21 protein-coding genes are annotated in these 19,377 nt (G+C 38.7%); 11 read left to right on the top strand and 10 right to left on the bottom strand.

Annotated elements, in window-relative coordinates:
• Positions 1–299: 299 nt before the first annotated feature.
• The 3 genes from J690_RS12470 to pyrE form a co-directional block, all read right to left on the bottom strand.
• Positions 300–1,139 (bottom strand): sterol desaturase family protein, encoded by an 840-nt coding sequence (locus tag J690_RS12470; protein ID WP_032036143.1) that lies wholly within the window; start codon positions 1,137–1,139, stop codon positions 300–302.
• A gap of 97 nt (positions 1,140–1,236) precedes the next feature.
• Complete coding sequence (locus J690_RS12475; protein WP_050688050.1) at positions 1,237–2,004, bottom strand: helix-turn-helix domain-containing protein; 768 nt, start codon at positions 2,002–2,004, stop codon at positions 1,237–1,239.
• A 367-nt stretch (positions 2,005–2,371) separates the two neighbouring features.
• Positions 2,372–3,022, bottom strand: coding sequence for an orotate phosphoribosyltransferase (gene pyrE, locus J690_RS12480; RefSeq protein ID WP_000211305.1), 651 nt, complete (start codon positions 3,020–3,022; stop codon positions 2,372–2,374).
• Between the two features lie 38 nt (positions 3,023–3,060).
• On the opposite strand from pyrE, the gene J690_RS12485 reads away from it, so the two are divergent.
• A complete protein-coding gene (locus tag J690_RS12485; protein ID WP_002122009.1) occupies positions 3,061–3,885 on the top strand; it encodes an exodeoxyribonuclease III in 825 nt (274 codons plus the stop codon).
• Between the two features lie 451 nt (positions 3,886–4,336).
• Entirely contained in the window at positions 4,337–4,687 is a 351-nt protein-coding gene (locus tag J690_RS12490; protein WP_032036146.1) for an arsenate reductase, read from the top strand.
• Between the two features lie 38 nt (positions 4,688–4,725).
• Here J690_RS12490 and J690_RS12495 read toward each other — a convergent pair whose 3' ends face one another.
• Entirely contained in the window at positions 4,726–5,163 is a 438-nt protein-coding gene (locus J690_RS12495) for a DUF2147 domain-containing protein (protein WP_002121971.1), read from the bottom strand.
• Between the two features lie 152 nt (positions 5,164–5,315).
• Here J690_RS12495 and J690_RS12500 point away from each other — a divergent pair, with 152 nt between their 5' ends.
• Together J690_RS12500 and J690_RS12505 are read left to right on the top strand one after the other, a co-directional pair.
• Positions 5,316–6,227 (top strand): alpha/beta hydrolase, encoded by a 912-nt coding sequence (locus tag J690_RS12500; RefSeq protein ID WP_032036148.1) that lies wholly within the window; start codon positions 5,316–5,318, stop codon positions 6,225–6,227.
• A 174-nt stretch (positions 6,228–6,401) separates the two neighbouring features.
• Positions 6,402–7,595 carry a GGDEF domain-containing protein gene (locus tag J690_RS12505; protein WP_032036150.1) on the top strand — a complete coding sequence of 398 codons (1,194 nt, stop codon included), beginning with the start codon at positions 6,402–6,404 and terminating at the stop codon, positions 7,593–7,595.
• Here J690_RS12505 and dsbD read toward each other — a convergent pair.
• From dsbD to J690_RS12525, 4 genes are all read right to left on the bottom strand, one after another.
• Positions 7,590–9,416, bottom strand: a complete 1,827-nt coding sequence (gene dsbD / locus J690_RS12510) for a protein-disulfide reductase DsbD (RefSeq protein WP_032036152.1) — start codon at positions 9,414–9,416, stop codon at positions 7,590–7,592. The genes J690_RS12505 and dsbD overlap by 6 nt on opposite strands.
• Positions 9,417–9,434: 18 nt before the next feature.
• Complete coding sequence (locus J690_RS12515) at positions 9,435–10,202, bottom strand: transporter (RefSeq protein ID WP_032036153.1); 768 nt, start codon at positions 10,200–10,202, stop codon at positions 9,435–9,437.
• A 12-nt stretch (positions 10,203–10,214) separates the two neighbouring features.
• A complete protein-coding gene (locus J690_RS12520) occupies positions 10,215–10,760 on the bottom strand; it encodes an ankyrin repeat domain-containing protein (RefSeq protein ID WP_005066773.1) in 546 nt (181 codons plus the stop codon).
• Positions 10,761–10,913: 153 nt separating this feature from the next.
• Complete coding sequence (locus J690_RS12525; RefSeq protein ID WP_001019316.1) at positions 10,914–11,264, bottom strand: HPF/RaiA family ribosome-associated protein; 351 nt, start codon at positions 11,262–11,264, stop codon at positions 10,914–10,916.
• Positions 11,265–11,516: 252 nt separating this feature from the next.
• Here J690_RS12525 and puuE point away from each other — a divergent pair, with 252 nt between their 5' ends.
• From puuE to J690_RS12550, 5 genes are all read left to right on the top strand, one after another.
• A complete protein-coding gene (gene puuE, locus J690_RS12530) occupies positions 11,517–12,482 on the top strand; it encodes an allantoinase PuuE (RefSeq protein WP_032036155.1) in 966 nt (321 codons plus the stop codon).
• Positions 12,483–12,581: 99 nt separating this feature from the next.
• Entirely contained in the window at positions 12,582–13,085 is a 504-nt protein-coding gene (gene uraD / locus J690_RS12535; protein ID WP_032036157.1) for a 2-oxo-4-hydroxy-4-carboxy-5-ureidoimidazoline decarboxylase, read from the top strand.
• Positions 13,082–13,405, top strand: a complete 324-nt coding sequence (gene uraH, locus J690_RS12540; RefSeq protein ID WP_005066767.1) for a hydroxyisourate hydrolase — start codon at positions 13,082–13,084, stop codon at positions 13,403–13,405. Before uraD ends, uraH begins: the two co-directional genes overlap by 4 nt.
• Before the next feature lie 24 nt (positions 13,406–13,429).
• Positions 13,430–14,797 carry a nucleobase:cation symporter-2 family protein gene (locus J690_RS12545; RefSeq protein WP_032036159.1) on the top strand — a complete coding sequence of 456 codons (1,368 nt, stop codon included), beginning with the start codon at positions 13,430–13,432 and terminating at the stop codon, positions 14,795–14,797.
• A 121-nt stretch (positions 14,798–14,918) separates the two neighbouring features.
• On the top strand, positions 14,919–15,644 hold the full coding sequence (locus tag J690_RS12550; protein ID WP_032036160.1) for an outer membrane protein OmpK: 726 nt from the start codon (positions 14,919–14,921) through the stop codon (positions 15,642–15,644).
• Between the two features lie 53 nt (positions 15,645–15,697).
• Here the strand turns inward: J690_RS12550 and hpxO are convergent, their stop codons facing one another.
• On the bottom strand, positions 15,698–16,855 hold the full coding sequence (gene hpxO / locus J690_RS12555; RefSeq protein WP_005078689.1) for an FAD-dependent urate hydroxylase HpxO: 1,158 nt from the start codon (positions 16,853–16,855) through the stop codon (positions 15,698–15,700).
• A 199-nt stretch (positions 16,856–17,054) separates the two neighbouring features.
• Between hpxO and alc the strand changes: the two genes are divergently transcribed.
• Both alc and J690_RS12565 read left to right on the top strand, forming a co-directional pair.
• On the top strand, positions 17,055–18,065 hold the full coding sequence (gene alc / locus J690_RS12560) for an allantoicase (RefSeq protein WP_002121874.1): 1,011 nt from the start codon (positions 17,055–17,057) through the stop codon (positions 18,063–18,065).
• Positions 18,062–18,565 carry an ureidoglycolate lyase gene (locus J690_RS12565; RefSeq protein ID WP_032036161.1) on the top strand — a complete coding sequence of 168 codons (504 nt, stop codon included), beginning with the start codon at positions 18,062–18,064 and terminating at the stop codon, positions 18,563–18,565. The genes alc and J690_RS12565 overlap by 4 nt, the downstream gene beginning before the upstream one ends.
• 261 nt (positions 18,566–18,826) lie before the next feature.
• On the opposite strand, the gene J690_RS12570 is transcribed toward J690_RS12565, so the two are convergent.
• Entirely contained in the window at positions 18,827–19,291 is a 465-nt protein-coding gene (locus J690_RS12570) for a 3'-5' exonuclease family protein (protein WP_032036162.1), read from the bottom strand.
• Positions 19,292–19,377 lie beyond the last annotated feature (86 nt).

Genomic DNA, 19,377 nt, shown 5'->3' on the forward strand with positions numbered 1-19,377 from the left:
GAGAAATTAGGCATGATGCTAGAGTGTAAAAAGTGTGATGAGAAAGATTTCGTAGATTCGCCATTATGTTAAATGAACTATTAAATAAGGCTAAACTCAAGATAGCTCAGCACGGTACTTTTTAAAATTAAAAGTCATATACCAATTGGCATTTGCTGTGATTTCTCACCAACCCTTCAGTTTGTCGTTTAGTTACTTCAACTTCTATCCATGAAAATTTAAATCATCAATACCTGATAATTCTAAAGTTATTGATGATTTAATTAGACCATTTCATAGTCCAAGAACTATGATTACAGCTACTTTTTAAATGGCCACAACAACTGCTTGAAATATCGATTCGATATAGGGGTACGAATGCCCAAACTATCTGCGGAAACTGCTTTTTCTTCGTAGTGAAAAGTGCCAAAAATATGATCCCAAATCACAAAAACCTCGGCAAAATTTTTACTGCCAAAGCCCTGTTTATGGTGCCAACGATGTACTTCAGCAACAGCAAATACATGTTTTAATGGCCCTGCCCGATAGTCTAAGTTGGCGTGTTGAAAACTTAAATGTACCGCAGTAAAGGTTAGCCAACAACCTACCAGCAAGGTTGGTGCCCCTAATATCGTTAACACCAATAAACTAGGTGTTGCTAGTGCAATCGCACTTAATGGATGACGTTTTTCACCATTTAACCAATATAAGCGTTTAGGTTGATGATGAATGGCATGTAATTTCCACAACCAGCGCCGACGATGACTCAGTTTATGCATATACCATAAACCAAAATCGATAATTATCCCCACCAGTAAAAATTGTACCCATATTGGCCATTGAATAGGCCATAATTTAGAAAAAAACTCGAATTTAAGGATAAATTGTAAAATTGTTGCGGTTATTAGAATAAGTGCTACATTAAAAATCGCATGAAAAATGTCAGTGAATGTATCCTCTTGATCATGTAACCATTTTTGCTGATATGGCAAAAAGCGCTCTAACATTGCAACCATAGCGCTAATGGATACAATGCATACTAGTGCGGATGGCCAATAGGGTATTTTTTGATAAGCCATCAATAATACTATTGCTAAGGTCGTAACAGATAAAATCGGATAACTCAAATAACGTATAAAAAAATGACTATACTTTAGCATGATGATGTCCTCTATTTAGATTGATCACTACCATGCAGGATTGTTTGATGTTTAAATTGAATAAAACGGCTATATTTTATTTAAAAAGTGAATTTACTTAAGATTCAGGCAACAAGATCATCTTGTTTTGAATGTTTTTGACAGCCGAAGGTGGTATACCAAACATTTGCATACAGGTTCTAGAAAAATGTGCTTGATCGGTAAAGCCACTCTGATACGCTGCTGCAGTTAAATTATTTTCTTCATGTAGATTTTTAAGTGCAATAATCAAGCGTAACCACTTGCGATAACTACGTAATGAGATACCAAAATGGGAATTGAACCAATGTGCTAGACGACTTTCAGATAAATGATGTAACGCTGCCAGCTCCTGACGTGAAGGAACATGATTATATAATAGATGTTGATAGATATAGCCATTCATTAATTGAGCACGTTCACTAGCGACCATACAATCAAAATAGCACTGTAATTGAGCAAAGGCGTTGGTAATATTATTAGTATGCAAAAAATAAAGCCGCAATTGCTCCAGAAGCGTTGTTGGCAGTATTTGTATCTGAGAAGTTGAGGCAAAAAATTGGTGTATAGCCTGCCCTAAATAATAAGTTCCATCCAAATAAATCGAGCAATACTTGCCTTTCTGTAACTGATGCACAGTATTTGCTGGAATGAAAAAACCCCTACCCGTATATAACTGCTCGTATCCAATAATCTGCATAGATTGTAGTGGATCTAGGGGAAAAGTGATCTGATGCGCAAGATGTCGATGTGGTCTGTTATCTCCTGCTTGTCCACAAAAATAACCGTAACCCAAACCAATAGCCATCTGACCTTGCCAATGTGATAGCTGCTCTTTTTTTATCATGTTCATATTTTACAAGATTAACGCTAAAATTGAATGCTTCATAAAGATATTTAAATAATTCAGTTATATTAGTATTGAGATGGAATATATAAAATTTAAGAGTCCTCAAAAATAAAAACTTGATTTCTTTTAATTTAAGAAATTCTAGAGTTAACATAATGCAGTCATAATAAATTCTTTTTAAATCAATTTCTTATTTCACTTACTAAAACCCAGTCAACTCGATCGGGCTTTTTCATGATTTTTCACGTTCCACGACTATGATTCAACCCATTTTTTTCAAATTTAATAAGATCTACTCAACAATTTAATCCTCTGATAAATGAAAAAGGAAGCCATCGCTTCCTTTTTTCAATTCAATATAGACTTAGATACCATATTTTTCACGATAAGCTTGCATATTTGCTAACGCTTCTTTTTCGCCTTTCGCTTCCAAATAATCCATTAAATCTTTCATGGTAATCAGTGCATGCACAGGGATTTCTAATTCTTTTTGAACTTCTTGAATTGCGGAAAGTTCACCTTGACCACGTTCTTGACGATCTAGCGCAACCAACACACCCGCAATAGTTGCACCAGCATTTTTTAAAATTGTTACCACTTCGCGAATCGCTGTACCTGCGGTAATTACGTCGTCAATAATCCAGACTTTTTTACCTTCAACCGCAGCACCAACTAATACACCGCCTTCACCATGATCTTTTGCTTCTTTACGGTTAAAGCCCCATGGCACACTTTTGTTATGGACTTGAGACAAAGCAACAGCTGTCGCTGCTACAAACGGAATGCCTTTATAAGCTGGTCCAAAAATCACATCAACATTTTCACATTGTGTTAATTTATCAGCATAGCCTTGCGCTAAAAGAGATAAAGCTTCACCATCGTTGAGTAGGCCTGCATTAAAAAAATAAGGACTCACGCGTCCAGATTTTAAAGTAAACTCACCAAATTTAAGCACACCGCGTGATAATGCGAGTTCGATAAATGCTTGCGGGTGAAATGACACAGGCGTTGTCATGAGGTGCTCCAAATTCACAATTGAGGTTAAATTTTCGCATGATACCAAAGGATCAGTATCCAAGTGATGTAAAAATTCTTCGAGTCGTTTCCATTAACGTAAATGGCTTACGTTCTTCAGTGACGAAAGGCTTACTTGAATGGTTAGAACAATCAGATGCCGATGTCGTATGCATGCAGGAAAGCCGCATTACCCATGAACAATGGACTGAGAAATTTAGACCCGAGGGATGGCATACCCATCTCTTTCCAGCAGAGCGTGCAGGTTACGCGGGGACTGCGATATATAGCCGCCTACCCTTCGTCTCTGTTAAAGATGGTTTAGGGTTTGAGCTGGCTGACAGTCAAGGCCGCTTTATTTCTGCGGAATTCGATTTAGGTTTGTCACATCCAGTACATATTGCATCATTATACTTACCTTCGGGCTCAAGTGGTGAAGAAGCGCAAGCACGTAAAGATTTATTTTTAGGTGAATACGCAAAAATCTTGAAACAATGGCGTGATGAAAACAAGTCAGTCATCATTTGTGGTGACTACAACATTGTTCATAAACGAATAGATATCAAAAACTGGTCAGGTAACCAGAAATCTTCTGGTTGTTTACCACATGAACGTGCGTGGCTTGACCATATCTATGATGAACTTGGCTATGTCGATACCTTCCGTGTAGTTCGCACAGAAGCAGAACTTTATTCATGGTGGTCAAATCGCGGTCAAGCTCGTGCAAAAAATGTAGGGTGGCGTATTGATTACCATGCATGCTCGCCAGACTGGAAAGCACGTACAATTAACGCATGGGTTTATAAAGATCAATGGTTTAGCGACCATGCACCCGTTATTATCGACTATAAAATTCAAGAATAAGTGAACACTCGTTCACTTACATTGTCGTTTTCGCTTACAGCATATGTCGTTTTTGAGTATTTTTCTTACACAGCTTTAACGGCATTATAGCCCCACGGCACAGGGAAGCAGTCAGGATGACGCAAAAGGATAGGACGCCGTAGGAAGATAAAATAAACTTATGATAAGTTTATTTGCAAGGATGTGACATTGGACGTTGAAATGAGACCCGCATGATCAGGATGATTAAATGCGGGTTTTCTCTTTTCTGTCTCTTATTTTGCGCTAAGTTCTTTTAGTTTTAACTTCTTCTTATTAAGCTCATTATTACCATGTCTTATGACAATAACATGACATTTTTCTTTCGATTAATCATTAATTTTCATTTGTTTTAAAAGTATCGGTATAAGTAGTGCTTCAAAGCTTTTTGGGTTAGGCTGTGTGCTCTCTCTTTTTGACATGGTCCGATAAAATGTTAAAAATTTATGGAATTAAAAACTGTAACTCAATGAAAAAAGCATTTGATGCCTTACAGGCTAAAGGGCTTAACTATGATTTTCATGATTATAAAAAACAAGGCATTGATGCAGATACTTTAAAAATCTGGTTAAAAGAAATTGGAAAAGATACCGTTCTCAACAAAAAAGGAACGACTTGGCGCAAGCTTTCAGAAGAAGAACAAAACCGTGCTCTAAGCAGTGAAGATCACCTGATTGAAGCACTCATTGCTCAACCAAGTTTGATTAAAAGACCTGTTTTAAAAACTTCACAGGGTTTTATTGTGGGTTTTGATGAAACCGCTTATCAAAATATACAAGGCTAAAAAAACGAGCCATTTGGCTCGTTTTTTTATTAAAACTTTTAGTTCGCGCGAATCCATGTTTGGTTACGACCAAGTGCAGAAACGCCAATATAACCACGTAATTTAAGCTTTTTGCCGCCATCGGTTAACTCACCTTTCAGTTTGTAAGTTTTACCTGATTTTGGGTCTAAAATCGTACCGTTTTCATAACTGTTACCACCTACATTTTTTAAATTATGTACAATGGTGACACCTTTAAGCGGTTTGTTTTTGTACGGACCTTCACATTTTGTACAAGCGTTTTCTTCACCTGGTGTCAAAATGTTTTGGATGGTTGCAGTTAGGGTTCCGTCCTTCTGTTCCGTAAATTTCACTACGGCTTTTGGCTTGTTGGTCTGATCATCAATCGTTTTCCATACCGTTCCATTGAGTGAATCAGCCGCATTGGCAAATGCAGCCATACCAATGAGTCCTAAAGCTAAAGCAATCTTTTTCATTTTTGTAATATCCTTGGGTCTTTCAAGATTTTCAGTATTCAGAAGTCGCAAAGATATTGCAATTTTTGAATGTGACTGTTTCGTGTAACCTTGTAATCTTGCAAAATAAAATTTACAAGAAAACAAGAAACTAGCATAAAAATGGATGCTATATGAATATATCAAATGTTTGGAAATATTATTTTACAGAAACTTTTCTTAAAACAACAATTCGTAAGCCAAGCCAGCTAAATTTGCCAGCTACTGCCTTACGCCCTGTACTAGATCAGATGTGTCGTGCTTTTCCACGTCAAAAAAATGTTTCTGTGCGCCCGATTCGACTAGCAGGTATTAAAGGTGAAGAAATCAAACCGCAAGATTCTGCGACTCAACTGATTTTTCACATTCACGGCGGTGCTTTTTTCCTTGGTAGTGTCAAAACACATCATGCTTTTATGACGGATTTAGCTGCCCGTACTCAAATGCAGATTATTCATGTGGACTATCCGCTTGCACCTGAACATCCATACCCTGAGGCAACTGAAGCTCTGTATGACATCTATCAATCTTTAGTGGTGCAAGGCATTCAGCCGAAAGATATTATTTTATCGGGTGATTCATGCGGGGCAAATTTAGCGTTAGCACTTTGCTTACGTTTGAAAGAACAACCTGAACTCATGCCGAGTGGCCTGATCTTGTTGTCTCCTTTTTTGGATTTAACACTCACGAGTGAGTCTCTTCGGTTTAACAAAAAGCACGACGCCTTATTATCTATTGAAGCCCTACAAACAGGTACTCAGTACTATATAGGCAATCATATCGCAGCTGATGACCCACGTGTTTCACCTATCTTCGATGACTTGCATGGCCTACCACCTACTTTAGTTCAAGTGGGTTCTAAAGAAATCTTATTAGACGATGCCAAGCGTTTTAGAGAAAAAGCTGAAGAGGCTGGCGTTAAAGTTCAATTCAAACTTTATACGGGCATGTGGCATAACTTCCAGATGTTCAATGCGTGGTTTGATGAAGCAAAACAAGCATTGGCAGATATTGCTGAATTTGCCCACGAACTGGATAAAACTTAATTTATTTATAAATGATGTGAATAGGCCTCAAAACTTTTCACATCATTTTCTTTATAAAAAGTCATCATATATAAATTGAAAATCATGTTATGTTTAAAATATAAATTATTGAAAAAATCCAATTTTAGGATGGTCTAACGAAGAGGCATCTATATTTAGGAGCCCTTATTTATTATGAAAAATCGTTTAATCACTTATCCCGTAAATAGAATAAAACAGGTGATAATCGATTTCATCCACAATAATCACATCATCAACTGGACGCCATTACAAAAAAGCGCACTGATGCTCACACTTGCTTGCGCAATGAATTTCAGTTGGATTTTATGGAAAGGCTATATTTTAATTACACCAAGTGTTTGGCAATGGGCAAATCTGCCTTTAGTTGAATCACAAATCTGGCTCAATTTATTTACCTTATTTTTATTAGTCCTTTTGATTATTCCATGTTACCGCTACAAAAATGATGATTGGGCTCAAAAAGTTATTCCTTTCATTAGCGTGCAGTTCTTTGCACTTATGCTATGTCATGATGGATATTTAATTGGCAGTATCAGCCCTGCCACTATGGTCGGTTATGTGGGTACGATTGGGGTGGGTTTGGTGTTATTTGACCGTAAAATTGTTTATAGCGCTCTTGTACCTGCGACAATTATTTTAACTGTATGTACATATTTAAGTATGATAGGTGCTTTAGCGTATGCACCTCTATTTAATTTTAGAGCCATGGATCATGCCCAAACCAATTCTTTCTGGTTAGGAAGTATGGCTTTTTTTATTATGCCTATTTTATTGGCCTGTTTTGTTTTATTTGAAATATTACTCACCCAATGGCGTCAGCGAGAAACTTATATTCAACGTTTAAGCCAAATCGACCCATTAACTAATGTATTAAATAGACGTAGTTTAAACATGCATTTGGAGTCGCTACACCAACAACAATTTGATTATGCTGTGGTACTTCTTGATATCGATCATTTTAAAAAAATTAATGATATATACGGCCACCATCAAGGTGATCAGGTCTTAATTGAAATTGCTCAATGTCTTTCTGAGAATTTACGTAGCGAGGACATTATTGGTCGATTTGGTGGAGAAGAATTTATTTTATTACTCCCTCACACCGATATTATTCAAGCAGAGAAAATTGCTGAGCGTTGTCGCCAAGCCTTGCAAGAATTACCTGTTTTTACCGCTCAAAATAATCCTATTCACATTAGCGCGAGTTTTGGAATAAGCAGTTCAGCTTTTGCACAAGATCCTTATCTAGTTATTCGGCAGGCTGACCAAGCACTTTATGCGGTAAAAGCTTCGGGACGTAATCAGGTACGTACATTTCATCAGACCGAAACTATTGATACCTTATGATTCTTTTAGTTTTGCCAAACTCGCGAGTTGCTGCAAAAGCTCTTGCTGACTAAAAGCGCCCGTTAAACGTAAAGCACGAATCTCTTTTTGCTCTGGACTTAAAAATAAATAGGTCGGTGGTCCTAAAATATTCCACTGCTTGAGTAGCGCTTCATGCGACTGATCATAATGGCTCAAATCAAGCTTAATTAAATAATAAGGTGCAAGAGCAGATTGAACCTCTGGTGCTTTTAAAATACGGTGCTCAATTGGCTGGCAGGCAACACACCAATCTGCGTAGATATCAACCACAATAGCCCGATCAGTAGGCGCTGCCGCTAAAATTTTTTCAAAGTCCGCTGCTGTTGTTGCAATATGCCACTCGGCCATGTGGGCAGAACTTTGCAAAGTTCGATTTTGAATATGTTGATATTGGTTATAGGCTACAAAAGGTGTAACGATTAATAATAAAATCGCGTAGAGCCATTGTAGTTGCCCCTTTTTCCAGAAAAACTGATAAACGGCATAGGCGATAAAAGCAAGACCTAATACGAGGCTAAGCACTTGCATGCCCAAATCTGGCAGTAAAGGACGAATAAAATAAAGACTTAATCCCAACATCAGAAAAGCAAAAATCACTTTAATCTGATGCATCCAGTCGCCCGCTTTAGGCAAGAATTTTGCCCCTAAAATACTTGCCAGCAATAGCGGAATTCCCATTCCAAAGCCTAGGCAGAATAAAAGCAAAGCACCTTGCCACTGATTTTGCGTTTGAGAAATAAATAATAAAGTTCCAGCGAGAGGTGCGGTCATACAAGGCCCCACCAAAAGCGCAGAAACGACACCCATAACCCCAGCACCGACCAAAGTACCGCCTTGTTGCATTGACTGAATACGGTCAAGTCGATTTAACCATGTCTGAGGTAAACGAAGCTCAAACAAACCAAATAAGTTCAGAGCAAAAACAATAAACAGCAAACTAAAAGCAATTAAAGTTGCTGGCTGTTGTAACCAGCGTTGGAAATTTAAACCTGCCGAAGAAGCAATTAAACCCAAGCCTGCATAAACGAATGCCATGCTACACACAAAAGTAAGCGCAATGGTCCAAGCTTTTAAACCTTTATGATCCCGAATGATGAGTGAAGTTAAAATAGGAAGCATCGGTAAAGAACATGGCGTAAATGCGAGCAACATTCCTAAACCTAAAAATAATAAAACTCCATACCAAAGCGAGTGTTCAATTAACTTGGCTGACCAGATCTGATCTTGCGCAATTTGAGGTGTAGTTGTATCAGCTGCTGTCTCTGTACTCTGCTCTTTTTCTAAAAATTCTGAACCCGAGGAAGTGTCGGATTGTGTATTCGCTAAATCTAGTAATCGTTTTGGCGCTGTTCCTGCTTGGTTTTGCACACCCACCAAGCCATCTGCATCGGTTTGAAACTCAATGGTTTGAGGTGGATAACAAATACGGTCTTTGGCACAGCCCTGCCAAGTCACACTATAGTGCTCTGAAGGCTTAGTCTTAATTTGGAAATTAACTTGATGATAGTAAACCTGACTTTGCCCATAATTTTCATCATATTGGGCAACCGCTTTAGGTAACTTTAAAGTTAAAGGTTGAGTACCTTGTTGTACGGAAAATTTATGCTGATAAAGATAGTAATTTGGCTGAATCTGCCAAGACAAACTCGCAGTATGCGGCTCAGAAGATTCAACCGAAAATGAAAAAGCTTGTTCGGGCGAGAGTAGCTTATCTTGCGCAGAAACCAACTGGCTAAACATGCAAACAGCAACTGCTAGAAAATAAAGAATTCCCTGATGAATAAGCTTTTTCATTAACATAAATTTAAATTGCTTCGATTAGAACAAGAATGCCACGCCTAAGCCACCGTTGTAGCTCTTGTCTTGACCCTCTAAATCAACCCCGATACTTGCATCGAGCTGAGTACGATCATTTACTGCGTAGACTAAACCTGTTCCTAGACCATATTCGTAGTCTTGGCTTTCAGCTTTACGGTAAATGAACTCAGAATAACCTGACAGCTTACCTGCGATTTTATAATCAATCGTCGGGATTGCAGTTACTGCCCAGTTACTATTTTGTACTTCGTAGCGCATGGTAATTGATGTGCCTACTAAGTCATTATATTTATAAGCGACTGCTGAACTTAGGCTATAAATATCGTCATGTGCAGTAAATTCATCATTTCCAGTGGCAATGATCGCTTCAGCTAACACAGCCATTGATAAATTTTCATCGTTTAGATCAATTGCTTTTTTCAAACCGATGCTGACATCACCAAAACCTGATTTATCATGTTTTTTACCAGCACGTTTAGTTTGAGTCCATGCTGGACCTTGCCAACCTAATTGTAATTCCAAACCATCAGCTAAACCGGTACGGAATAACATATCTTCATTTACAGTTACGGTTTTTTCTTTGACGCCATCAACCGTTGATTCTGTATAAGTTGCACTTGGCAAACCTTGTTCCCAAGCCAATTTACCAACTGGAGTAATCCCTGTTCCAAAGCCAGCACCTGGGCGGTCAAAAGAGAACTCTGCAGCAAAAGTACTTCCTGCGGCAACAGTGGTCAAAGCAAAAGTTAAAATTTGAAATGTTCTCATTCTATTATCCAATCAAGTAGTTAGTTCTTTTGACATTTTTGCCCCATGTTGGCGCAATAATTCTAATGTTTCACGCTCTTCTTGAAGCGCTTCTGACCAATCTATTTCATCAAAGTCACAATCAAAGAACAACTGACTGATTGAAGATAAAATAGTGAGTCCTTCTTCATCGCGTGTGTTTGGATCAACTTTTTCATTTAATAAACGTTGAACGGCTGGCGCACATGCCGAGCTTGCCGCATCCCATAAAGGACCATAAAACTCTTCCGCATCCCAAAGGTGTACATTCGCTTTGGCTTGAATCAAAGCTTCGAGAATATCGAGGTAAACTTGTAATGATTGTTGCTTTTCTTCTTTTGATAGTGGTGTACCCGCTTCATAAGCTTCTGATACATCTTCCCACCATTTAAAAATTCCATCACAAATGATTGATACAGGTGGCCCTTGTTCCGGATCAATAAAGTTCGGATCAAGTCCTTCAGCAAGTAATTTTTGCACTTGCGCGAGTTCTAATTCTTCTATGGCTTTAATTAAAGCTTGCTGCTGGGTGGTTAACATGACCATCTCTCAAAAATATATTAGGACTATTATGCCTAATCTCTTCTGAAGATTTTAGAGGTTGATTGCATCGCATTGCAAACCTAATGTTGTGAATAGTTTTATTTTCATCAAATATAAAAAAAGCCCCGAAGGGCTTTTTAGCATTTTAAATTAAACTTCATCATCAATGAATTCTGGTTGACCACCTCTCGGGTGTTCTTTTTTCTCAAAAGTATGTTCAAGGCTACGTTTTAATTTTTCAATCGCGCCATGAATCGAGGCGTCAATATTTCCTGCTTTATGATGTACTGCAACTGGTTTCAAACCTGAAGGACGCGCTTCAATCATACAGTGGATATCTTTGTCACCACCTTTGTCCCCATTTTCATCACTAAAGTGAACCGAAAAATGCGTAATACGTTCGCTATGACGTTGGAATTCTTGAGTAAGTTCTGCACGTACATAAGTAATTAAACGTTCGCTGTTATGGATGTTTTTATCTGTGCGGATTTCAATATTCATAAATACCATCCTCTCTTTCTTACTGTGGATCTTTTCTATGCAAAACTTTTTTATGTTGGCATGTTTTAAGCATGCATGAACTGACTTCAATTGTACATTTTGATGGTGTAATGGTTTGTTATCTCCTGACTTAAACGTACTGCTTTTAATTTATTTTGAAGATCTTCATACCTTCAATATCAGTCCATCTATAAAAATATGCAAGCTGATTTTTTAAATTTTTATGAAAAATTGAACAAAAGGAGAGCAATCGTGTCCAAATCTTATCTATCTGGAGCAGAGCTTATTGAGCAAATCCAGAAGTCTCCTTATTCACGTGATTTAATCGGATATCACGGACAACCACCACAAGTTAAATGGCCTAATAATGCCAAGGTTGCTGTGCAATTTGTGCTTAATTATGAAGAAGGTGGCGAAAAACATATAGAGCATGGCGATGAGGGCTCCGAACAGTTTTTATCAGAGATTATTGGCGCTGCAAGTTACCCAGCTAAACATATGTCGATGGACTCTATGTACGAATATGGTTCACGTGCTGGTTTTTGGCGCATTCATAGTGAATTCCAAAAGCGCAAACTTCCAATGACCATTTTTGGGGTTGCAATGGCACTTGCTCGCAACCCTTATATTGTAGAAGCGATTATGCAAGCTGATTATGATGTGGTTTCTCATGGTTACCGCTGGCTTCACTATCAAGATACCGATATTGAAGTCGAAAAACAGCATATGGAGCAGGCTTTAACTGTCTTAGAAAACCTGTTTGAAAATAAAGTGATAGGTTGGTACACCGGACGTGACAGCCCCAATACACGTCAGTTACTCGCAGAGTTTCCACAAATACAATATGACTCAGATTATTATGGTGATGACCTGCCTTTTTGGACAACGCTTACCAATGCTGATGGCGCATCACGTCCTCATCTGATTATTCCTTACACTTTAGAATGTAACGACATGAAGTTCTGTTCACCAGGCGGATTTAATAGTTCAGAACAGTTTTTTCAATATTTGAAAGATAGTTTTGATGTGTTGTATGCAGAGGGAGAAACTGCACCAAAAATGATGTCGATTGGAATGCATTGCCGCATTTTAGGGCGTCCGGGCCGTTTTAAAGCACTACAGAAATTTCTCGACTATATTCAAATGCACGATCGGGTCTGGATATGTCGTCGTCAGGAAATTGCTGAACATTGGTATAAAAATCACATAACTAAATAATTGATTTTTAATTTTCAAAATCCTTAAGCGAATTAAAACTCGCTATTGGCACTGTTATTGCTAAAACTCTATATCAAGATAACGAGTTTAGGAATAACAGTGTTTTTAGCCGAGTTTAATCAAGCCCCACCAGAACAACTCAAGACTTTGTTAAAAAACTGTGTCCACATTCAAGCATGGGCCGAAAAAATCATCTCAAATCGTCCCTATTCAACAAAAGCATCTCTTTTGGAATATGCAGAACAGTTAAGTCAAATGTGGTCATGGCAAGAGATACTGGCGGCTTTAGCAACCCATCCAAAAATTGGTGAACGCCAAGCTAAAAAACAACTCAATGCAAAAGAGCAAGATTTTTCATCTAAAGAACAAGCTGGCATTTCTTTAGATGAACTAACACAACAAGCTCTGCTTCAAGGTAATCTTGATTATGAACAAAAGTTTGGCTTTATTTTTTTAATTAAAGCGGCAGGCCTCAGTAGCGATGAAATTTTAAAAAAGCTACATGAACGACTACAAAACGACTTAGCTATCGAAAAAAAAATTGTATATGAGCAACTTGCAGCGATTGCTCTATTACGTCTATCTCAGGAAATACAAGCATGATCAGCACTCATATTTTAGATACGAATTTAGGTAAACCAGCTGCAGACGTAGAAGTGAAGTTGTTTCATGCAGCAACCCATGAGCTGATAGCGACAGCAACCACTAATCAAGATGGTCGAGTGAGTGATTTTGGAATAACAGACTTTGCAGAAGGTGCTTATCAGCTTGAATTTGAAATTGCTCCTTATTTTTCATCGCAGCAAGTCAAAACTTTTTTCCCGCGTGTTTGTATCCAATTTTTTATAGAAGACATCAATCAGCATTACCACATTCCATTACTGATCAGTCCGTTTGCTTACTCCACTTATCGCGGTAGCTAACTCAATTATAAATAGGAGAAAAATATGAATCATCAGCAAAAAAATGTGATTTCTCCAGAGCATGAATATTTAGGAATTTCCAAAAGTTTTGCTTACGGCTTACAGCATGTGCTGACCATGTATGGTGGCATTGTAGCCCCGCCTTTGATTATTGGAACGGCAGCTGGCTTAAGCTCAGCACAAATCGGAATGTTAATTGCAGCGGCCCTATTTGTAGGTGGATTGGCAACCCTGATCCAAACAATCGGAACCAAATATTTAGGCGCAAAATTACCTCTGGTACAGGGTGTATCTTTTGCGGGTGTGGCCACCATGGTCGCCATTATCACTACAGGCGGTGGTTTACCTGCTGTCTACGGCGCGGTCATTGCCGCCTCTCTAATTGGACTATGCCTTGCACCTTACTTTTCAAAAATTATTCGTTTTTTCCCACCTGTTGTGACCGGATGCGTTATCACGATTATTGGTCTGTCTTTGTTACCTGTTGCAATTCGCTGGATGATGGGTGGCAACAACAAAGCGCTCGACTGGGGTAGCGTAGAAAATATCTCTTTGGCACTGTTGACCTTAGGCATTGTGATTGTTCTAAATATGCTGCCGCAAGCAAGCATTCGACGTTTATCAATTTTGTTGGCTATTGTGGCTGGTACTACCCTCGCCTACTTCATGGGGTTTGGTGATTTTAGTCAGGTGAGTTCAGGCGCATGGCTCCAATTTCCACACTTATTTGCATTTGGTTTACCGACTTTCGAGCTAAGTGCAATTTTATCGATGCTAATCGTTACCTTAGTGATTATGACGGAAACCACAGCCGATATTATTGCTGTCGGAGACATTGTAGGAACTGAAGTCGATTCAAAACGTATCGCCAATGGCGTACGTGCCGATATGTTTTCGAGTGCTTTTGCGCCTATCTTTGGTTCTTTCATGCAAAGTGCTTTTGCCCAAAATGTTGGACTGGTTGCGATTACAGGCATCAAAAGCCGCTTTGTAGTCGCAGCAGGCGGTGTCATTCTGATTATTTTGGGTCTACTACCTATTATGGGTCGTTTGATTGCAGCGATTCCAATGCCCGTACTTGGTGGTGCAGGTTTGGTCTTGTTTGGGTCGGTTGCAGCGAGTGGAATTCGCACTTTGGCAAAAATAGATTATAACGATCAGAAAAATTTAATTATTGTCGCAACCGCTTTATCAGCTGGGATGATCCCAATTATTAACCATGAGTTTTATGCTCATTTCCCAGTTTGGGTACAAACTTTGTTCCATTCGGGCATTAGTTCAACATGTATCTTTGCTATCTTATTGAATTTATTATTTAATCATTTACCCTCATTTCGTAGCTCGCGTACTCCACATTTAAGCCAAACAATAAATACAAGAAATACTCATTAAAGATTTAATTTTTAGCGCCCCACTTCGGTGGGCTTTTTTTTAACCGTTGATCAAATTTGGCTTCATTTTTGCTTAAGACCCTGTATCCTTAGCGTGCTTTATTTGGGGGGAGATCATTTAAATGCAATTAAAGCAACTTGCGGCGACTTGTGCCTTGTTATCTGCAACTGCCATGGTTCAGGCGAAACCAATCTGGCAAGATTTTAGTGTGACTGGACTTTATGGTGAAAACTATGAAGTTGTAGATGACAAAGAAACCACGATTACTTTGGAATATGCAGCAAAAGTTAAATACGCTGATGTGTTTTTCTTTATGGACCGCATGCGTGGTGAAAATGACCACAAGAGTACTTACTTTGAGTTATCACCACGTCTAAGTTTAGGCGAAGTGTCTGGTAAAAAACTGTCGTATGGCCCAATCAAAGATGTACTCATTAGTACTACTTGGGAAGGTAACAGTGAAGACGGCAACAACTTCGACAACTTCCTTTATGGTTTTGCAGTTGATTTAGATATCCCATATTTCCAATATGCAAATTTAAACTTCTACCGTGCAAACAATGAGAACACTGACGACGATTATCAAATGACGTTCGTTTATGGTATTCCATTTAAACTCGCATCTGAAGATTTCTTGGTAGATGGTTTCCTTGATTGGTCAACTGCTGAAGGCGACCATGCGAGCGAGTTGAACTGGACAACTCAGTGGAAATGGAATGTAGGTAAACACATTTCTCCTGATACACGCCTATACCTCGGTATCGAGCACTCAGTGTGGAATAATAAATTTGGCCTTCAAGGTCGAGATGAAAATAACGTTAGTGCACTGGTTAAATACCACTTCTAAAATCCGAATTTAGAAGATAAAACAGCAAGGAAAATTCCTTGCTGTTTTTGTTTTTAATCAAGTGGATTACCCACAATATTGCTAATAATTCCCTGCATAATATGTCCACCTTGTTCACGACGTAATTCTTCATACCATGCTTGTGTAACGGCTTCATCTTTCATATGCGTCACATCACAACGTTTGCGTGCACGAAGTACCAATTCATTAGCACGTTCATTGCGCTTGTTTTGATAACGTCGCAAAGCATCTTCTAGCCCTAAAGTGTTAATTTGCAGAGAACGCGCTAAATAAATCGCGTCTTCCATGGCCTGGCAACCGCCTTGCCCAATATCAGGTGTCGTGCTGTGTGCAGCATCACCCAAAATCACCACGCGACCTTTATAAAATTGAGTGAACGGTTCAATATCATGTATTTCTACCCGGTTAGTCTTTTGCGGGTCTAAGCGTTCAATAAGCTGCTGTACGGGTTGACACCAATCAACAAAATATTGTTTTAAAAGTTTTTTATATTCATCTCGATTATTATCTAACCCTGCTGGTAAAGGCACATCTAAAAAGAAATAGAACTTTCCATCTGCAACTGGCATTAAAGAAGCTCGCTTGCCTTCGCCCACATAAGTCGTCCATTGCTGGGCTGGAGCCAAATCTTCAGAGATCTCAACCAAACCATTCCAATTTACATATCCCGCATAACGGCGCTGCACTTGCTGACCGAGCACATAAGTCCGTGTAAGTGAATGCGTACCATCGGCCCCAATTAATAGATCAGCCTGCGTTGAACTGCCATCTGCAAAATGGACCTCCACATAATCAGCTTTGTCTTCAAGGCTGACCATTTTTTTGCCTAGATAAATCTGATCACGACCAAATTCATCCATCAACATATTTTGTAAATCAGCACGTGCAACCGGATAAGGTCTTTGGCCCACTTCTTCAATTAATGGCAGTAAACTGAATTGTGTCATCACATCTCCAGTTAAACCGTCCACATAGGCCAAATCATCCATTTGTCCACCAAGTTTGGCGATTTTGTCAGTTAATCCCAGATAGTTCAGACATTTCACACCATTCGACCACAGCGAAATTGCCGCGCCGACAGGAAGAATTTTTTCAGTTTGTTCAAAAATGCGAACTTGGTGACCAAATTTCTTTAATGCAATGCCTGTGGTTAGACCTCCCATTCCTGCACCAATAATCACCACATTCATAACACGCTCCTATAGATATTCACCTATAGGGTGCTTATGCTAAAAACATGCCATCGTTCAAAATTTATTTAGCTTTTCCACAAAACTGGCATGCACCATGCTTATATATTTACGTGTAAAACTCGTCTCAGCACACTCCGTGTTGGCGCAGTTTTAAATGAAAAATCATGTTTTTAACAAGAAATACGGATACTCCATTATGGCAACATTGCACGCTCCAGCATTTGAACTTCCTGAGATTTTGAATACTAAAACCAATTTGGCAGATGCTCGAATTGGTGCACAAGTCATTGAGTGTTCAGATGATTTCTTTGCTGAAGCAAAACGTATGCTGCAATTTGATGCACCTATTTTTGTTGAAGATAAATTTGATGACAACGGCAAATGGATGGATGGATGGGAGACGCGCCGTAAACGTCACGCAGGTTATGATTGGTGTATCGTGAAGTTAGGCGTAAGTGGAAAAATCACTGCTCTTGATATTGATACCAGCTTTTTTACAGGAAATTATCCTGCATCTGCATCATTAGAAGCATGTTATGCACCAAATGGGGACCTGACAGGGGCAAAATGGGAGAATGTTTTAGGAAATACTGAACTAGGCCCGAGCCAGCATCATATTTTTATGGTCAATAATGATGCACTTTTCACTCATATACGCCTTAATATTTTCCCAGATGGCGGTATTGCCCGTTTACGTGTCTATGGTGATGTTCATATTCAGGTAACTGACAGTGAACAAACTCTCGATTTATTGGCTCTCGAAAATGGTGGCCGTGTAGTTGCCTATAGTGATGCTCATTTTGGACACCCGCGTAATTTGATTAACCCAGGCCGCGGAGTCAATATGGGCGATGGATGGGAAACCAAACGCCGCCGTGCTCCGGGTTATGACTGGTGTATTCTTGCGTTGGGTAAGAGCGGAAAAATTGAGAAACTTGAAATTGATACGGCTCATTTTAAAGGGAATTTCCCTGCCCAAGTATCTATTCAGGCGGTTTACCTTGAAAACGCAACCGATGCACAGTTAATTCCTCAAAGTATGTTCTGGTCTTACTTACTAGAAGCCCAACCGATGCAAATGGATCATATTCATGAATATGTGAATGAGATTTTACAACATGAAAAAATCTCGCATATTCGTATTAACATGATTCCAGATGGTGGTATTAGCCGTGTTCGTTTATGGGGGAAAATTGCCAAGTCATGATAATGAAGAATGTTCAAATTCAGCCCTTAACAATTGAAAACTTTCAGCCCTTTGGAGAAGTCATCTGTTGCGACGGGCATGACTTTTTTCATATTAACGATGCCCACACTGAGCGCTATCATGCGCTCGTTGAAACTGAAATTGAAGGGGAAGCAAAGGCAGGAATTAGTATTTTCCGTAATATTAAAGCCAGTGTGCTGCCTTTAGAGATTTCAATGTTAGAGCGCCATCCAAAAGGCTCTCAGGCATTTATTCCACTACAACAACAAAAGTTTTTAATTATCGTGGCACCCGCTTTGGACGAAAATACTCCTGATATTTCAAAGTTATGTGCTTTTATTTCAAACGGACAGCAAAGCATCAATTATCGGGCAGGCACATGGCATCATCCTTTGCTTACCTTTGAGGCACCAAGTGATTTTGCAGTAGTAGATCGAATTGGAGGTGGAGCGAATTGTGATATTTTTCAATTCCCACAGGCTATAAAAATTACGACCTAAATTAAAATATACAGATCTGTCTATTTTAATTTAATATTAGAAATCGTTGTGGTGATTTCCAACAATTTAGATTTACATAAAAAAATCCCCGCCAATTGAGCGGGGATTTTTTACGCCTTTTTAGTGTCAGTTGTAGGATAACTTTATAAAAAAATGGCCTAGTACGCGCTCAACTAAGCCTTTTGAAGCATAAGTCTATAAATTAAATTGTAGGATAAGATTATAAAAAGCCACTTTTTTGTGGCTAATTTCAATGCCAACTCACTTTACAATTTTATGAGCGTACTTCAACGCATAATCTTTGCTCAAAGCTCTAGCATCAGCTAATGCATTGTGAGGAATCATAGAGTTCTTCGTAGTGAGTGACAAATCGAGTAAGAAACCTAATACTGGAACATTGATACATTGCCCTTGTCCTAAGAGCAAAATACGGTTAAATAACTCTATATCTGAAGGATAGTCAGCTACGATAGTAATATCGCCATCTTCCTGATTATTTACTTCCCATAAGAAGCTGCATAACTTATTAACTAATTCCCACATAGGAATAGCTGATTGCCCTAAAATTGGCAGTACGTGTTTTTCAACAAAGGGACTAGGATTTTTACAACCCACCACTTCATAAAACTCATATTTACCGTCAACAGATACTAAACCTAATGAAATCAACTCACCTGTACCTTGATCATGCCAGCCATTAAATTCACAATCCAAGAATAAATGCATTTTTCAACTCCTATCAAAGATAGATTGAAAAAGGGGAAAATATCCCCTTTAGAAAAAATTATGAAAGCATATCGAAAGTAACTCGA

The organism is Acinetobacter sp. 742879 (assembly GCF_000588535.1).
Classification (GTDB): Bacteria; Pseudomonadota; Gammaproteobacteria; order Pseudomonadales; family Moraxellaceae; genus Acinetobacter; species Acinetobacter pittii.

Coding starts and splice junctions, on each gene's coding strand:
- J690_RS12470 (WP_032036143.1), bottom strand. CDS start 1,139: ATGCTAAAGTATAGTCATTTTTTTATACGTTATTTGAGTTATCCGATT.
- J690_RS12475 (WP_050688050.1), bottom strand. CDS start 2,004: ATGATAAAAAAAGAGCAGCTATCACATTGGCAAGGTCAGATGGCTATT.
- pyrE (WP_000211305.1), bottom strand. CDS start 3,022: ATGACAACGCCTGTGTCATTTCACCCGCAAGCATTTATCGAACTCGCA.
- J690_RS12485 (WP_002122009.1), top strand. CDS start 3,061: ATGATACCAAAGGATCAGTATCCAAGTGATGTAAAAATTCTTCGAGTC.
- J690_RS12490 (WP_032036146.1), top strand. CDS start 4,337: ATGTTAAAAATTTATGGAATTAAAAACTGTAACTCAATGAAAAAAGCA.
- J690_RS12495 (WP_002121971.1), bottom strand. CDS start 5,163: ATGAAAAAGATTGCTTTAGCTTTAGGACTCATTGGTATGGCTGCATTT.
- J690_RS12500 (WP_032036148.1), top strand. CDS start 5,316: ATGAATATATCAAATGTTTGGAAATATTATTTTACAGAAACTTTTCTT.
- J690_RS12505 (WP_032036150.1), top strand. CDS start 6,402: ATGAAAAATCGTTTAATCACTTATCCCGTAAATAGAATAAAACAGGTG.
- dsbD (WP_032036152.1), bottom strand. CDS start 9,416: ATGTTAATGAAAAAGCTTATTCATCAGGGAATTCTTTATTTTCTAGCA.
- J690_RS12515 (WP_032036153.1), bottom strand. CDS start 10,202: ATGAGAACATTTCAAATTTTAACTTTTGCTTTGACCACTGTTGCCGCA.
- J690_RS12520 (WP_005066773.1), bottom strand. CDS start 10,760: ATGTTAACCACCCAGCAGCAAGCTTTAATTAAAGCCATAGAAGAATTA.
- J690_RS12525 (WP_001019316.1), bottom strand. CDS start 11,264: ATGAATATTGAAATCCGCACAGATAAAAACATCCATAACAGCGAACGT.
- uraH (WP_005066767.1), top strand. CDS start 13,082: ATGATCAGCACTCATATTTTAGATACGAATTTAGGTAAACCAGCTGCA.
- J690_RS12545 (WP_032036159.1), top strand. CDS start 13,430: ATGAATCATCAGCAAAAAAATGTGATTTCTCCAGAGCATGAATATTTA.
- J690_RS12550 (WP_032036160.1), top strand. CDS start 14,919: ATGCAATTAAAGCAACTTGCGGCGACTTGTGCCTTGTTATCTGCAACT.
- hpxO (WP_005078689.1), bottom strand. CDS start 16,855: ATGAATGTGGTGATTATTGGTGCAGGAATGGGAGGTCTAACCACAGGC.
- alc (WP_002121874.1), top strand. CDS start 17,055: ATGGCAACATTGCACGCTCCAGCATTTGAACTTCCTGAGATTTTGAAT.
- J690_RS12565 (WP_032036161.1), top strand. CDS start 18,062: ATGATAATGAAGAATGTTCAAATTCAGCCCTTAACAATTGAAAACTTT.
- J690_RS12570 (WP_032036162.1), bottom strand. CDS start 19,291: ATGCATTTATTCTTGGATTGTGAATTTAATGGCTGGCATGATCAAGGT.